The organism is Alphaproteobacteria bacterium US3C007, assembly GCA_034423775.1.
GTDB lineage: Bacteria > Pseudomonadota > Alphaproteobacteria > Rhodobacterales > Rhodobacteraceae > Thalassovivens > Thalassovivens spotae.
The window spans coordinates 2,794,001-2,810,342 of record CP139918.1; the positions used below are offsets into that span (position 1 = coordinate 2,794,001).

Annotated in this window: 14 protein-coding genes; 12 read left to right on the top strand and 2 right to left on the bottom strand. The window is 47.1% G+C overall.

The features are described 5' to 3' along the window. Window positions 1–57: 57 nt before the first annotated feature. Window positions 58–987, bottom strand: a complete 930-nt coding sequence (locus UM181_13340) for a LysR family transcriptional regulator (GenBank protein WQC62293.1) — start codon at window positions 985–987, stop codon at window positions 58–60. A gap of 166 nt (window positions 988–1,153) precedes the next feature. Here UM181_13340 and UM181_13345 point away from each other — a divergent pair, with 166 nt between their 5' ends. From UM181_13345 to UM181_13380, 8 genes are all read left to right on the top strand, one after another. Then, entirely contained in the window at window positions 1,154–2,593 is a 1,440-nt protein-coding gene (locus tag UM181_13345; GenBank protein ID WQC62294.1) for an FAD-binding oxidoreductase, read from the top strand. 269 nt (window positions 2,594–2,862) lie between these two features. Then, window positions 2,863–4,113 (top strand): ABC transporter substrate-binding protein, encoded by a 1,251-nt coding sequence (locus UM181_13350; protein ID WQC64762.1) that lies wholly within the window; start codon window positions 2,863–2,865, stop codon window positions 4,111–4,113. Window positions 4,114–4,163: 50 nt separating this feature from the next. Next, window positions 4,164–4,916: an ABC transporter ATP-binding protein gene (locus tag UM181_13355; GenBank protein WQC62295.1), complete on the top strand. Its 753-nt coding sequence runs from the start codon at window positions 4,164–4,166 to the stop codon at window positions 4,914–4,916. Window positions 4,917–4,949: 33 nt separating this feature from the next. Beyond that, window positions 4,950–5,654: an ABC transporter ATP-binding protein gene (locus UM181_13360; GenBank protein ID WQC62296.1), complete on the top strand. Its 705-nt coding sequence runs from the start codon at window positions 4,950–4,952 to the stop codon at window positions 5,652–5,654. 8 nt (window positions 5,655–5,662) lie between these two features. Further along, window positions 5,663–6,550: a branched-chain amino acid ABC transporter permease gene (locus UM181_13365; protein ID WQC64763.1), complete on the top strand. Its 888-nt coding sequence runs from the start codon at window positions 5,663–5,665 to the stop codon at window positions 6,548–6,550. After that, entirely contained in the window at window positions 6,547–7,560 is a 1,014-nt protein-coding gene (locus UM181_13370; GenBank protein WQC62297.1) for a branched-chain amino acid ABC transporter permease, read from the top strand. The genes UM181_13365 and UM181_13370 overlap by 4 nt, the downstream gene beginning before the upstream one ends. Window positions 7,561–7,620: 60 nt before the next feature. Further along, a complete protein-coding gene (locus UM181_13375) occupies window positions 7,621–8,586 on the top strand; it encodes a Gfo/Idh/MocA family oxidoreductase (protein WQC62298.1) in 966 nt (321 codons plus the stop codon). Window positions 8,587–8,811: 225 nt separating this feature from the next. Next, window positions 8,812–9,873 carry a glycerol dehydrogenase gene (locus UM181_13380; protein WQC62299.1) on the top strand — a complete coding sequence of 354 codons (1,062 nt, stop codon included), beginning with the start codon at window positions 8,812–8,814 and terminating at the stop codon, window positions 9,871–9,873. A 100-nt stretch (window positions 9,874–9,973) separates the two neighbouring features. On the opposite strand, the gene UM181_13385 is transcribed toward UM181_13380, so the two are convergent. After that, window positions 9,974–10,894, bottom strand: a complete 921-nt coding sequence (locus UM181_13385; GenBank protein WQC62300.1) for a LysR family transcriptional regulator — start codon at window positions 10,892–10,894, stop codon at window positions 9,974–9,976. 93 nt (window positions 10,895–10,987) lie between these two features. Here UM181_13385 and UM181_13390 point away from each other — a divergent pair, with 93 nt between their 5' ends. From UM181_13390 to UM181_13405, 4 genes are read left to right on the top strand one after another with little or no spacing between them, the layout of a single operon-like run. Then, on the top strand, window positions 10,988–11,833 hold the full coding sequence (locus UM181_13390) for an aminotransferase class I/II-fold pyridoxal phosphate-dependent enzyme (GenBank protein ID WQC62301.1): 846 nt from the start codon (window positions 10,988–10,990) through the stop codon (window positions 11,831–11,833). After that, a complete protein-coding gene (locus UM181_13395; GenBank protein ID WQC62302.1) occupies window positions 11,824–13,032 on the top strand; it encodes an acyl-CoA dehydrogenase in 1,209 nt (402 codons plus the stop codon). The genes UM181_13390 and UM181_13395 overlap by 10 nt, the downstream gene beginning before the upstream one ends. 18 nt (window positions 13,033–13,050) lie before the next feature. Beyond that, the gene (locus UM181_13400; protein ID WQC62303.1) at window positions 13,051–15,234 is read left to right on the top strand and encodes a thiamine pyrophosphate-dependent enzyme; all 2,184 of its coding nucleotides are present in this window, start codon (window positions 13,051–13,053) and stop codon (window positions 15,232–15,234) included. Then, window positions 15,231–16,253, top strand: a complete 1,023-nt coding sequence (locus tag UM181_13405; GenBank protein ID WQC62304.1) for an ACP S-malonyltransferase — start codon at window positions 15,231–15,233, stop codon at window positions 16,251–16,253. Before UM181_13400 ends, UM181_13405 begins: the two co-directional genes overlap by 4 nt. Window positions 16,254–16,342 lie beyond the last annotated feature (89 nt).

Below are 16,342 nucleotides of genomic sequence, written 5' to 3' on the forward strand. Positions count from 1 at the left end.
GGATGCGAAAGCCCTTCTTCTTTAGATGTGTTTCACGCTTAGATTGCTAGGATTTTTCTAATGTGCGCATAAGGAATGACGGCGCGCCATATCTTTGAGAAGCTCCATAAAAACTGTCGCAGCAGGCGAAATAATACGTTTTGAATGCCACTGCAAATAGAGCTCTCGAGTTTTTGTAAAGCCTTCGATCGGTACAAAACATAAATTCTCATTGGTTGGAATCATCACTGCATTTTCGGGCAATACAGATACGCCTATGTTTTGACTGATCATCCAAACAAGAGATGTTGCGTCAGACGTTTCAATATCTGCATGAATGAAGTCATTGATATTCATCTCCGCATCTAGGCCTTTACGGATGGCTGAATCATCACTTAATTGAATGACGGTGGTGCTTGCAATATCATTAAAGTTAACTGTTTTTTTCTTTGCCAGCGGGTGCGTTTCACAGCAAACAAGCCCATACTTATCTCTCAAAAGCAGATCGCTTGAAAGTTCGTCACTTTTTTTCCAGTGCTCGTGCAGGCCAATTTCGACGAAACCCAAATGCAGTTGTTCGCTCACATTCTTTGCATTTTCTTGATGCACCGAGAATTCAATATTCGAATAACGTGTTCGAAACTCCACTAACGCTGGTAGCACTAAAGTTGAAACCAGTGAGGGCGACGAGGCTATTCGTATTAACCCTTTTTGTTTTCCGCCAAAATCTCGCATATCGCGAATGGTTTGATCAAATCGAGATAATACTTCGAGCGCATCGCGCACAAAATAATGACCAAATTCTGTTATGATCAAAGGGCGTTGTGAACGATCGAAAAGGATAACACCAACATCGTCTTCGATTTGCCTGATCGTCTCTGACATTGCTGAGAGCGCAACATTGCATTCTTGTGCTGCTCCAGTCAAAGACAGATTGCGCGCTACTGATACCGCATATCGTAGATGGCGGATTCCTAACTTCGTAGAATTCGAATAAACTTTCGTCATTATTAGATTGTATCGATGTAAGGAGTTGGCATCAATAGGCGAAACATCTTTGGCGTTTCGTCTTGGACATTACAAAACGGGGATAATAAATCTTGCTGCTGAACGTCGTTGGTGAAATTTCATTCTGGCCGAGAACGGCTGATAAGACCAGGCAGGGAGCGGCTTGATGGACAAATCGTTCATTGACTGTCTAAAAGATGTTTCCCGGTCGCCTCAATCGATCTTAAGTGAGCAAAAAGATAAGTTGCCCTACGAAACGGGGGCAAGGTGGGAACGCGGTCAGGCAATATTTGTTCTGCGACCAGCAACGAATGAAGAAATTTCCGATATGGTTGCTGTCTGTGTTGAGTGGGGGGTGGATATCATTCCTCAATCAGGAAACACTGGTCTTGTGTGGGGATCAACACCCGATACTACGGGTAACCAGATCTTGTTGTCACTGGACAGGATGCGCACCGTTTTTGAATTGGATCTTGTCAATCGAAGTGTCCGCGTTGGCGCAGGGGTCCGCTTGTCGGAATTGAATGCCAAGTTATCCGAGCATGGTCTATTTTTCCCAATTGACCTTGGCGCCGATCCTATGATTGGCGGTATGATTTCAACAAATACCGGTGGTTCGAAATTTCTCAGATACGGAGATGTTCGCGCAAATACGCTTGGTTTGAAAGTTGTGCTCGGAGACCATGATGGAACCTTACTTGATTTAAATAGTGCGTTAAGAAAAAACAATGTTGGGGTTGATTGGAAACAAGTGTTTATTGGCACCTCTGGTGCGTTTGGTATTGTTTCCGAGGCGGTGCTAAGCTTAGAATTGCTTCCGCAGCAAACAGCTGTGGCGCTGTTGATGCCCACCTCTCTGGCTTCGGTTCCGATGGTTTTAATTGAAGCCGAGCGTCGGTTGGGGCCACAACTTTCTGCCTTTGAATATATGTCATGCAATGCCATGGAAGCCACGTTTGCAAACGTTGCCTCTCTTAAAAACCCGTTCAGTGGGACTGAGTTGCCTGAATTTGTAATTTTGATTGAAATTTCGCGGCCATGGATGTCGCGCCAAAGCGAACAAACCCTTGATCAGGTGATGGAAGATTTTCTCGTTGAACTTTGGGAACATCCTGACAGACCGCTGAGCAATGCGGTGCCAGCTGCCCCTGAAGACGTGTGGCCGCTGCGTCACTCGATAGCGGAGGGTGTGCGCAAAGCGGGATATCTAATTGCGTTCGATTTAGCTTTTGAACGCGGACGTCTCCTTGATTTTATAGCCTACACTAAAGTGGAAATTCCAAAGAGATTTCCCAGTGCACGGGTTTTTGATTTTGGCCACTTGGGAGACGGTGGTGTGCATTTCAACCTTATTATTTCTCCGGATGAATTTTTGGACGATGTGGATATCGTGGAAGGCGCAATACGAGATTGGGTCATAGAAACCTGCGTCAGAAAGTTTGATGGTAGCTTTAGCGGGGAGCATGGAATTGGCCGCAAAAATCAAAAATATTTTAATAAATATTCATCCAAGCTGATCACTCAAATTGGCGCAGGTCTAAAGCAAGCCTTGTCGCCGGGTAACTTGGGCGTGCCCCAGTTTCACAAGGGGTGTGACGAAAATTAAGAAACGAGCTTACTGAAAAAACAAAGGAGAACTATAAAATCTAAAAAATAATAATACTGGGGGGAGTACGGAAAAAGACCTTGGAGGTAATGGGAGTTATTCCAAAATTTGTGTCAGTTCCGGTCTGACGATCGCGTTAGGTAATCACAGTCCTCTAGATAACAAAAAATCGAAAAGGAGATCAATTCATGTCAAGTTTTAATTTGAGCCTTGGAGGCTTTGGCAAAAGTCTGAAAATAGGCCTGTCAGCAGCAACGGTTGCATTGACAATGGTGTCTGCAGCACAAGCGGCGGATAAAACTATAAAAATCGGGGTGGTATATGACTATACGGGGCCCTTGGCTGGTGGCGGGTCAGAATTGCACGCGCTGGGTACCAAAATAATAATCGACAGTATCAATGCCCAAGGTGGTGTTGAAGGTTACATGATCGATCCGGTTTACGCCGACGCTCAGTCTAAACCAGAAGTTGCGATCAACGAGGTTGTCCGATTAGTCGAACAAGAAAAAGTTGATATGCTCTTGGGTTTTTATTCCTCGGCGCAATGTGTTCCAGTGGCTGCCAAAGCGAACGCGATGAAGAAATTCATGTGGATTACAACATGTATTTCACCCTCAGTTCTAAAAGACCGAGACCTAGATTACGTTTTCCGGCCCCAAGTTCACGGTGGCATGTACGGTGCTGCTTCAATAGACTTCTTGCACGGAACCTCGCAAGAAAAACTGGGTATGGATCCCAAAGATCTTCGTATCGCTATCATTCATGAGGATGGTCCTTATGGATCAGGCGTAGCAGGTGGAAATGAAAGCGCCGCTGAAAAATTAGGCATGAATGTGGTTATGAGCGAAGGTTATTCTGCGACCGCACCCGATTTATCTTCACTTGTCACAAAACTTAAGCGCAGCCGCCCTGACGTTATCTTGCACACTGGTTATAATCCTGACATCACCTTGTTCTTACGTCAGGCTAAAGAACAAGGCTTACGCTTCAAAGCTTTGATTGGGCATGGTGCCGGTTATGGTGTTCCAGATAAGCTGTACGACGCGCTCGGCAGCGATATTGACCATATCTTTAATGTTGACCCAGTTTCCATTTGGTTACTAGATCCTAAATCTCTGGCGGCAGGTTTGCCAGAAATTACAGAAATGGTTGGTACTGAATATCAAAAAGCCAAGCCAGAAATGAAGGTGAAGTCAGCATCATTAGGGCAGGGCGCATCAAACTCATTTGTCTTTTTTGATGATGTTTTACCGAGGGCAATTAAGAAATATGGTGGTATCGATTCAGAGGCTCTTCGCAAAGCAGCTATGGACACTGACATCGCAACTGGCGGGACATTGCTCGGATATGGTGTAAAGTTTCCACAAAAAGGCGAAAATGACATGATGGGCCAGAACAAGCGCGCATCCCCTGTTGTGATGCAATATGTGGATCGCAAGGTCTTTATCGCATGGCCCAAAGCGTTGCAGACGATCGATCCTGTTCTGCCGCTGCCAAGTTCTTCGTCTTTCTCCAAGTAGAAACTTCGTTTGCATTGGTTTTGACGTCAATCAACTGGAAAATATTGAATATGTTACAAGTAAAAAAACTGTCCAAACGTTTCGGTGGCTTTACGGCTGTTTCAAACGTAGATTTTAACCTTGAAAAGGGTGAAATCCTCGGCTTGATCGGACCGAATGGATCGGGAAAGAGTACCATTTTTAATATGTTATCTGGGGCGTTAAAGCCAAGCACGGGGTCTATACAATTAGACGGTCTGGAAATAGCTGGCTCACCTCCAAATTCGATATGTAGAATGGGGGTGGGTCGCACGTTTCAAATTCCACGGCCAATTCGTCGGCTGACAATTCTTGAAAATGCTGCACTGGCTGGGTTTTACGGCCAAGCTGGTGCGGTCACGCGTGCTCAGGCTTGGCGCAGTGCCGAGGAGGCCTTGGATCTTGTGGGCCTTCCCACAGATGAGCTTGCCTCAGTGGATATATTGGGCGCCGCCGGTTTGAAAAAGCTGGAACTCGCCAAAGCGTTGGCGACTAAGCCAAGTTTGTTGCTCGCGGATGAAAGTTTGGGTGGGTTGGATCACGAAGAAATGGATCAAGCCGCCGATATGTTGAAAAATATCCGAGACGAACTGGGTGTTACGATTATTTGGGTGGAACATATTATGGGTGTTTTAATGCGTGTTGTGGACCGCGTTATGGTCTTGGATCATGGCGAGAAAATTGCTGAGGGGCTCCCTCATGAAGTCGCCGCTAATCCAAAGGTTATAGAAGTCTACCTTGGAAGAGACGCCGACGAAGCAGCGGCGGCTGCCAGTCGTGTTTGAAAACTTAATCTTTAAACAGGAAAACTGTTCAAGATGTTGAATGTACAAAATGTAAACGCTGGATACGGAAAGTTTCAAGCCTTGTTCAACGTTTCGCTTGACGTGCGAGCAGGTGAGGCTGTTGCCGTCATCGGACCGAACGGGGCTGGTAAATCAACCTTAATGCGGGTGATTTCAGGAATGATCCCCGCAGCTTCCGGTAAAGTTGAAATGGAACAAAAATCTGTTCTGGATGCCCCCGAACATGAAATTGTTGGTATGGGAATAGCGCATGTTCCAGAAAACAGAAGGTTATTTCCAAGAATGACCGTTGAAGATAATTTGCGCATGGGGTGTTTTTTACCGCAATTTCGTAAGCGCTTTGAAGAACGCCGCGCATTTGTCTATGAGCTTTTTCCTCGAATGGAAGAGCGGCGTCATCAGATGGCGGGTACAATGTCGGGGGGCGAACAGCAGATGTGTGCCATCGGGCGGGCGTTAATGTCAGATCCAAAAATTTTATTGATGGATGAACCGTCGGCGGGCTTAGCGCCAGTGGTGGTGCATCAAGTTTTCGATCTAATTGAGAAAATTCGGAGTGATGGCTTAACTGTTCTGATCGTTGAACAAAATGTAAAACAAGTGCTTCGGGTCGTAGACCGGGCTTATATTCTAGAATCAGGCAAGCTGCATTCAGAGGGCACTTCAGATGAGCTGCTGCAAAGCAAAGAAATTCAAAAATCGTTCATGGGAGTATAAGAATTATGATGGCGGAATTCATGGACGGCTTGTTCAGCATCTTTTTTATTGAAACCTTGATGAACGCACTTTTGCTGGGTGGCGTTTTCGCTTTGTTGTCATTGGGATTGAACTTAATTTTCGGTGTGATCGATGTGGTTTGGATTTGCTATGCCGAAATTATCATGTTGGGGATGTACGGAATTTTCTTTCTTCACGCAGAGGCTGGCATGCCAATCGTACTCGCCTCCTGCTGTGGGGTGGGCTTGACCGCGCTAATCGGTTGGTTAACGCATCGGTTCATTATTGGCTATTTACTTCAGGCCGAACCCATCAACCAGTTGCTCGCAACTGGAGGGTTGCTGTTTTTCTTTCAAGGGGTCGCGATGGTGGTCTTTGGTATCGAATTTCGCAACATAGGCATCAGCTTAGGCAGTCTGGCTGTTTCGGAAGATATCTATCTTTCATGGACACGCCTTCTGTCGTTTGCTCTGGCAACGCTTGTTGTTATAGCCCTCTATCTGTTTCTGACACGTTCGTATTTAGGGGCGGCCATTCGCGCGATCAGCCAGGATCGCGAAATAATGATCTTGATGGGGGTTGATACCAAAAGATTATATTTGCTGACATCAGCGATTGGCGGTGGTCTGGCGGGCTTGGGCGCCGCGTTGTTGGTGCTTCAATATGATGTTCACCCATTCATAGGACTTAGCTTTGGCCCCATTACATTTATGATCTGCGTGATGGGTGGTCTGGGCAATTTAGTTGGCGGCTTTTTGGCGGCTTTCGTCTTTAGTTCGCTGATTACGGTTGGTGGATATTTTGCCGAACTAGAATGGGGTTATGTAATGGCGTTTACGTTTTTCATAGCCGCTATGTTTGCTCGGCCTAAAGGTTTATTTGCGAGGAATTCATGAATACCAAACTACTCATCCCCGCAATCGCGGCCGTTCTATTTGCCCTACCGTTTTTAGGCTTAGACAGCTATCAACTGCATCTCATTATCATGATTTTGATATGGTCATTCGTTTACACAAGTTGGTCGATCATGGGACGGTTTGGACTTGTTTCCCTTGGCCATGGTGCTTTTATGGCAATGGGCGGGTATGTGACTGCCCTTGCTTGGAATGAACTGGGCATTTCGCCATGGCTCTCTGTTCCTGGCGCGATGATCTTGGCGGGGGCGTTGGCTCTGCTGATAGGATATCCTTGTTTTCGGTTTCGGATCACAGGTCATTATTTTGCCTTGGTAACGCTTGCCTTGGCAGAAGTGGTGCGTCAAGTACTCGTAGCAACGCGCGATACAACAGGAGGGGCCTTGGGCTATACGCCAGAAAGTCATGGTGCTGGTGGATCGCTCTACGCGCTCCAATCAGATGACCGTCTCATCTTTTATTTCGTTGCACTAATCGTATGGATAATCGGAATTTTGATTTGGCGGGCTGTTGATCAATCTATGTCTTATTATGCTTTAGAGGCAATTTCAGAGGATGAAGATGCGTCTGCCGCAGTTGGCGTCCAGGTAACAAAAGAGAAATTGAAAGTGACGGTCTTAAGCGCAATGATGACGGCGTTTGCCGGGGCGCTTTACTGTCAATATCAAATGTTCATTTCTCCCTCAACGATAGGCGGTATTGGGCTTTCGCTTCAGATTGTTTTCGGGGTCGTTGTCGGTGGAATTTATAGCACACTTGGTCCCACAATAGGTGCCGTCATTACCTTAATGCTGGCAGAGTTTTTACGAATTTGGATGGGTACAGGAGTTGTCTGTATCACGGAGAAAGTATGTTTGAACCTGGCTGGAATGCCCCTATTCGTTTATGGGATTATGTTGGTTTTGTTTATTATTTTCTTACCGAAAGGGATTGCCGGGGCCTGTGCTGACCAGTGGCTGGCATTTAAATCTAATCGTAAAGTAAACACATGATTTAGCAGTGTGCTTGGGCGTTATCGGGAATTACAAATCAAATCGTAAGGAAAGAAACCTATGGCGCAAGTGACTTATAAAGTTGGAGTGGTTGGTCTTGGTGCTGTGGGTGCCCGCATGGTGAAAAATATGCAAACTCATGATTGTTTTGAACCAGTTGCCGGGTTTGACACATCCGTTACCGCTTGTGCGGCGCTGACCGAAATAGCCCCAAAGATGCGCAGTTCTAACGATTTTGAGGCTTTACTATTAAGAGATGATATCGATGTTTTATACGTCTGTACTCCACCGAAATCACACGCTGAATTTGTCCGTCATGGAATTTCTAAAGGTTGGAATATTTTCTGCGAAAAACCTTTAGGGGTGGATGTGGCAGACAGCGAACGGTTGGTGGAGGAAATGAACGGCAGCGGGTTAGGCCAAGCGGTGAATTTTGTGTATTCTGGCGCCCCCGCAGCACTTCGCGCTAAGAAATTAATAAATGAAGGAGCGATCGGTGAAATTTTGGGGGCGGAGCTTGATCTACGCTTAAGTAATTGGCCGCGGGCTTTTCAATCTGGCGCAGAATGGTTGTCAACACGGGCTGAAGGTGGCTTTGTTCGAGAAATGATGTCTCATTACGCCTATCTCACGCTGGTTTTAATGGGGAAACCAAACCTGAACAATCAAGTTTTAGCCCATTTTGAGCCCAATGGCGGTGCCGAAAACTTAATGTTGGCGATCTGGGATACAGCAATGGGCAAGGTGACAGTGTCGGGCGTTGTTGGCGGAAACCGAAATGACACGGTGAGCTTTCGGATATTGGGCAGCAAGGGATGCCTTTTTTTTGATAATTGGTATGGTTTATTTTTAGAAAGCAAAGCTGGAACGGAACGGGTTTTGGACTTAAAACAACAATCTCCTGCAGCGGCTTATCAGGGGCAATTAGATCAGTTAGCGTTACAACTTAATGATAAAAAACAACGACTGGCAACGTTTTCAGATGCGCTTTGTGTTCAAAAGCTTATCGAAAAAATGGTTGCTTAATTCCGATGAAACGATTGCGGTTTTATCGCCTTTTCTGCTGTCACTTATTGAAAGTGGCCAAAGAAAATCTGAAATATAAAACGTGTTTGATGATGGAAATGTCAGCGGCATGCCGAAGTTCATGTTCTGCAAAAGCGCCGTTGTTTTCATTTGGATTACACGTTGTAAATGGCCCTTTGATGAATATCGACAAAGGCTGCAAAACTATCATTGAAGGATAAGGCAGTGGATCGTATTCTGGGGTTGCCTGCAAAGTATATTCAAGGATCGGGAGCGCTCGATCGTATCGGGGGGACTGCAGCGGCCCTTGGCAATCGCGCGCTTGTCTTCGCTGATGATTTTGTGAAAGAGCTTGTGGGCACGCGCGTGGTTACAAGTCTTGAGGCTGCAAATGTGGTGTGTCTGTGGAAAGATTTTGGCGGCGAATGCTGTGGCCCTGAAATCCACAGACTCAAAACGAGTGGCACATCTGCAGATTTGGTGATCGCGATTGGTGGCGGTAAGGCGCTTGATACTGGGAAGGCTGTTTCTGTAGAGTTGGATGTTCCTTTCGTGTCTGTGCCGACAATTGCATCCACTGATGGGGCAGTCAGCTCCATTGCTGTCGAATATTCTGAAAACCACACTCATATTGGGGTCATGCGCTTAAATTGCAGCCCGGCAGCGGTTTTGGTGGATACACAAGTCATTGCAAACGCGCCCGCTCGATTGCTGGTTGCGGGTATGGGGGATGGGCTGGCAACTTGGGTAGAGGCGCGAGCATGTTATGCAAAAGGGAAGGTTAATTATCGCGGTGGAGCGATTTCGAATGTGGCGATGACAATGGCGCGGTCTTGCCATGATACGATCTTAAAGTTTGGGCGCGAAGCTTTGACTTCGGTAGAGAAGGGCGAAGTGAGCGAAGCCGTTGAGCGGGTGGTCGAAGCAAATATTTTTCTCAGCGGTGTTGGGTTTGAAAACACGGGTGTCGCGGGTGCTCATGCATTCGATGCGGCTGTTTCACGTTTCAGTTCTAATCATAGCATTCAACACGGAGAGCGAGTTGCCTTGGGCGTGTTGTTTCAGCTGGTATTAGAGGGTGACAAGGATACGGTTGCCGAATTAATGCCCTTTTATAATGATGTGGGCTTGCCAACAAAATTATCAGGCATTGGCCTTAAGGATATCGATTCAAAAGGTGTTCAGGAACTGGCCACAATTATGATGCGCGAAAAATCTTCTATCTGGAACCTGCCGGTTGAGTTTACCCCAGTTGACATCCGTAATGCGCTATCACAGTTTTTATGAAGCTCAGTCAAAAACTGATCTGTGTCTCTGACCTAGGCACTCCTTCATCTTGGCGTGCTCAGCGGCGCTTGTTACAGAATAAACCGGACGCGTTGTAGGGTTAAATTATCGCACTTTCCGCGATAATAGATTTTATCCATTTTTGGAACGCAAGCACAGGCGGATGGTGGGTGCTGCGTTCTGGCCAAACCAGAAAATATGATCCAATAACAGAGGTTGCGGACCCACCCAGGCCAATCAACTTTCCTTGCTTAAGTTCGTTTTCGACCAAGTATTTGGGCACAATCGCCGCTCCAAGGCCAGAAACAACTGCTTGTATCATAGTTGCAAACTGATCGAATTGAATTCCCATGACGTTATCAATATCCAGCCCATGTTGTGCAAACCAACGGCTCCATGCATTTGGCCGTGTCTGCAAATGCAGAAGCGGCATTTTTTGAATTTCTTTCAAATTGTCGGCAGCCCTTGGGCCTACAATCAGTGGGGCCGCAATCGCAACCACTTCTTCTTCCATCAAGCGTAAGCTATTTGCGTTAGGCCAGTCATCCAAACCAAAATGAATAGCTGCATGAAAATTCTCGTTTGAGAAGTCAAAAGGGCGGGTTCGTGTGGAAAAATTAACTGTTACACCGGGATATTGGGCGATGAAATCCGCCAAACGTGGTGCCAGCCAATGTGTTCCGAATGCGGGCAGTACGGCTAAATTTAACGCGCCCCCATTTGGGTTTGTACGCAACTTAACCCCAGCATTGGTGATCAGGCTAATGCCTTGGTGCACCTCCTCAGCATAAGATTTTCCAGCTCCTGTTAAATGTAACCGTTGTTTATCCCGTTCGAAAAGTTGTACGCCAATTTGTTGTTCCAATTTTTGTATATGACGACTGACCGCGCCTTGGGTCAGGTTCAGCTCATGGGCTGCTTCTGTGACTGATCCGCGTCTTGCAACTGCTTCGAATGAGGCAAGCCAGACGAAAGGAGGCAAGAACCTCCTTGGGATTGAAACTTCATTCCATTTCAGCATGATCTAATTCCAAAAATTCTTAAAATATACCCGTTATAAGTTATATAAAGCAGTGTATTTGTTTTATAACAAGAGGGCGAATTTCAAATTGTAATGACTGCAGGGAGAAATATACCAGTGTTCATTCGATCTGACCGCGCTGCGGATTTAAAACTGTCGGAAATGGTCCAGAGTTCAGAAAAAGTGCAGGCTTACAGGGGAGTGGGTGAGGATCTTTTTAGTTTCGGTATGGTCGACCTTGACTTTCCAAGGCCGGAAACAAAATGGCTGTCGTTTAATGCACCAATTTATCCCACTAGAGCATTATATTCGGCAGATGAATTGTCGGCGCTTGCTGGTGCTTCGCGGGCAAACCTGCATATTTCATATGCCACCTTTACTTCATTTTGCAAATTTGCGCCTAACTTCGTGCGCGGCATCCTTATCGTGGATGACTTGCCTAAAGCCTATGCAATAATTGGCTGGCGATTGGGCCGGGGAATTGGTCCGCGCGAACCTATCGACACGATGGTAGGAGTGCAGGGGCAATCTACCTTCGACGCATCCTCAATCTTGCTGGCGTCTGCGCTTACGGGTTCACGAGATGTTTTTGGCGAATGCCTTGAACCCTTAAGAGGTCGCCGAGACTTTATAATTTCAGAATTGAACAAAACAGACCGCTCCGATTGCCTCATCCCAGTTGGTGCGGTTTATGCCTTCCCCTGCTGTGTGAAAACCTTTGGCTTTAAAATGCCGAATGGAACCGAAATCACCAGCTACGCTGAATTTTGTCCCTATCTCTTAAAGGCTGCTGTTGCGGTTGTTCCTAGCCACGCCTTCGGTTTGTCAGGCCATTTTCGATTGTCATACGCCTATGCGATGGCAGAACTCAAACAAAGCTGCGCGCGTATCACCAAAGCTGTCGCAGCGCTATCACAAAGGATAATTGAATGTCACTAAAACCCAAAGACGTCCCAGGCTTGTCCCGTTTTAACTGGGATGACCCATTTTTTTTAGAGCAGCAACTCAATGAGGAAGAACGGATGATGCGCGATGCAGCCCGTACCTTTGCTCAAGAAAAACTACAGCCTCGCGTTATTGAAGCCTACGCCAATGAAACCACAGAAACAAAAATTTTCCGTGAAATGGGAGAAATGGGTTTGCTTGGCGTTACCGTTCCTGAGGAATACGGCGGTTTAGGCGCATCTTATGTCACTTATGGGCTGGTTGCGCGCGAAATTGAACGCGTTGATTCTGGGTACCGTTCGATGATGTCCGTGCAATCCTCATTGGTGATGTATCCGATATATGCCTATGGCTCCGAAGAACAGCGTCAGAAATATTTACCCAAATTGGCCAGTGGCGAATTCATCGGTTGTTTTGGGCTTACTGAACCAGATGCCGGTAGTGATCCGGGTGATATGAAAACCCGCGCAGAAAAGGTGCAGGGCGGGTATGTCCTTAACGGTTCTAAAATGTGGATTTCAAACAGCCCAGTCGCAGATATATTTGTGGTTTGGGCAAAATCTAACGCCCATGGCGATAAAATTCGCGGCTTCATTCTGGATAAGGGTATGAAAGGTCTTTCGGCGCCTAAAATTGGCGGTAAAATGTCATTGCGTACCTCAATCACCGGCGAAATCGTTATGGATAACGTGGAAGTGAGCGAAGATGCACTGCTTCCGAATGTCGAAGGTCTTAAGGGGCCGTTTGGGTGTTTGAACCGGGCGCGTTACGGTATTTCATGGGGTGTTCTGGGCGCCGCAGAATTCTGCTGGCATGCATCGCGCCAGTATGGTTTGGATCGAAAACAGTTCAATAAACCACTTGCTCAAACACAACTTTTCCAATTGAAATTGGCCAATATGCAAACTGAAATCACACTTGGTTTGCAAGGAAGCTTGCGCATTGGTCGCCTAATGGACGAGGCAAAGGCTGCGCCAGAAATGATCAGTATGATGAAGCGCAATAACTGCGGCAAAGCCTTAGAAATTGCTCGCCATGCTCGTGACATGCACGGAGGCAATGGAATTTCCGAGGAATTTCAGGTGATCCGCCATATGGTTAATCTGGAAACGGTTAATACCTACGAAGGAACCCATGATGTGCATGCCCTTATCTTGGGCCGCGCACAGACTGGCTTGCAGGCCTTTTTTTGAACATCTAGGGGAATATTTATGGATCGCGCAGATATCGTTCACGAGGCTTTTCTTGCCAGAGTGAGTGCAGGCGAATTTCCCAGTGGTGATGCGCCATACGGCCCTTTGTCTGGCTTTGAGGCCGTTGCGATTTTTCGGGCTCAATGCCTGAGCCGAAATCTTGATCGACGGTCGCGCAAAATGCAAAGCGCGGGACAAGGGTTTTATACCATCGGTTCATCCGGGCACGAAGGCATGGCTGCGGTTGCTTCTGCATTACGGCGCGATGATATGGCGTTTCTGCATTATCGGGATGGGGCGTTTCAAACGCGCCGTTCTGCAATGGTGCCTGGAACAACGCCTGCTTGGGATATGCTGCTCAGCTTCTCCACCGCAAAATCGGATCCTTTGTCTGGGGGGCGTCATAAGGTACTTGGATCCAAGGCTATGAACATCCCGCCCCAAACCTCTACAATTGCCAGTCACCTTCCCAAAGCGGTCGGTGCGGCATATTCCATTTCATTGGCCAAACGACATCCACCTGAACACAAAGTTTTGAAGGATGATAGCATTGTCATGTGCTCGTTTGGTGATGCGTCGGCGAACCATTCCACAGCGCAAGGAGCAATAAACACAGCCTGCTGGACCTCCTATCAATCTGTCCCACTACCTCTATTGTTTGTTTGCGAAGACAATGATATCGGCATTTCCACGCGCACGCCTCAAGGTTGGATCGGCGCAAGCTTTGCCAATAAACCAGGTCTGAAATACTTCAAAGCAAACGGCCTTGATCTATTTGACACTTTTTGCGTAGCACAGGCAGCTGCAGAATATGTCCGCAAAAGAAAAAAACCCGCATTTTTACATCTGTCGCTGGTTCGCCTTTACGGTCATGCAGGTGCAGATTTGCAACAAACTTATCTGGCGAAAAGTATATTTGAGGAATGGGAGCAAAACGATCCGCTGCTGCATTCGGCGCGCTTGCTTACCGAAAGCGGCGTTCTAACGGCCGACGAGGTTCTTTCAATATATATTGAGACTGAAGAGCAATGCGCTCGAGTCGCTGAGGAGGTGATTCAACAACAACGTCTGTCTACATCGCAGGAGGTCATGGCCTCTATTGTGCCACCCAAAAGAGAATGTAAGCTCACCAACGGTCCATCTGAAGAGGCACGAGAGACTGCATTCGGTAGCGACATACAACAAATGGAAAAACCTCAAAATATGTCGAGGTTGATAAACTGGGCATTAACCGATCTTATGCTCGAATATCCTGAAATTATAATGATGGGCGAAGACGTGGGCCGTAAAGGAGGCGTTTATGGTGTGACACAAAAGCTTTGTGATCGTTTCGGTCAGGATCGGGTGATCGACACGTTGCTAGATGAGCAATCCATACTCGGGTTGGCTATCGGTCTGGCCCATAACGGGTTTATTCCGCTGCCTGAGATCCAGTTCTTGGCTTATTTCCACAACGCCGAAGATCAAATTCGCGGCGAAGCCGCAACGCTCTCTTTTTTTTCCAATGGACAATTCACAAACCCTATGGTGCTGCGCATAGCGGGACTGGGTTACCAAAAAGGGTTCGGTGGGCATTTCCATAACGATAATTCGCTTGCAGTCTTGCGCGATATCCCTGGTGTGATCGTTGCTTGCCCATCCCACGGTGCCGACGCTGTTAAAATGCTGCGCGAATGCTTGCGACTAGCGCGCGAAGAACAGCGGGTTGTGGTGTTTGTAGAACCCATCGCGCTGTATCCAATGCGTGACTTGCACGATGAAAAAGACGGCGGTTGGATGCACACTTACCCCGCAATGGATGAAAGCGTTTCATTGGGTGAAGTTGGCGTTACAGGCAATGGCCCTTTGGCTATCATCACTTATGGCAATGGTCATTATTTATCACAACAAGCCGCTAAAGTTCTGAAACAACAAGGGATTGAAATACGTATTGTCGACATCCGCTGGATTGCCCCTCTTCCTGCCGAGGGCATATTATCCGCCATTGACGGTGCACAAAAAGTTCTGGTCGTAGATGAATGTCGCGGAACCGGTGGCCAGGCCGAAGCCTTATTTGCGATGCTTACGGAACGCAGCGATCTCCCCGTGTCACGTCTTGCTGCGGAAGACAGCTTTATCGCGACGGGTCCAGCATATGCCGCCACAATGCCCAGTCGTGAGAGTATAATCGCGGCTGCTACGAAGCTTTGGAATACATTATGAAACAAACCGCAGTTGTTATCGCGCCTGGCCGGGGCACTTATAATAAAAACGAACTCGGTTATTTGAAACGGCATCACTCGAACGCTCCAAATCTTGACCAATTTGATGCTTACCGCGCCACGCTTGGCCAAAAAAAAATCAGTGAGCTAGATACGTTTCCCCAATTTTCGGGTCCCACGCATACGCGCGGTGACAATGCGGCACCGCTTATTTATGCCTGCGCCTATTCTGATTTTGTTTCCATTGATCGTGATCTTTTCGATATTGTAGGGATAACGGGCAATTCCATGGGTTGGTATATCGCGTTGGCTTGCGCGGGTGCACTTGATCCCATGGGTGGGATGCAGGTTGTCAACACCATGGGAAAGCTTATGCAAGATCACATGATTGGTGGCCAACTGATCTATCCTTTTCTAGACGATAATTGGCAAGAAATTCCCGGCAGACGCGACAATTTGCTGTCTGAAGTCGCCACGATCAACGCCCGCCCAGATCACGATCTGGGCCTATCCATTGATCTTGGTGGCATGTTGGTACTTGCGGGAAACGAGGCAGGTTTGAGCGCATTTGAAAGATCAGTCCCAGCTTTACAGGGGCGTTTCCCGATGCGCCTACAAAATCATGCAGGTTTTCATACCCATTTGCAAAGACCTATTTCCAAACTTGGCTTTGACGCGCTTTCAGAGCAGCTATTTGTCCAACCGACCACCCCGCTCATTGATGGTCGTGGTGCAATTTGGTATCCCAACTCGACAGATATTAGCGCGCTATATAACTACACGCTAGGGCATCAGGTTGTTGAACCTTATGACTTTACGGCAGCTATTCGCACAGCGGCGCGTGAATTTATGCCAGATGTTTTTATCGTTTTGGGCCCAGGCACCACGCTTGGCGGTGCTACGGCTCAAGCTCTTATTCGGGCGAATTGGAGAGGATGGCGCTCAAAAGTAGATTTTCAACAGGAATCTCAAACTCAGCCTAGACTTTTGTTACAGGCTAAAATGCACGCCTCAGATTGATTGCGTTATACAATGAGCATTTAAACATCAGAAACGATTTAAATCGCAAGTCAATGGCGGCTAAGTTTACCGGTTGCGTTATAAGGGCC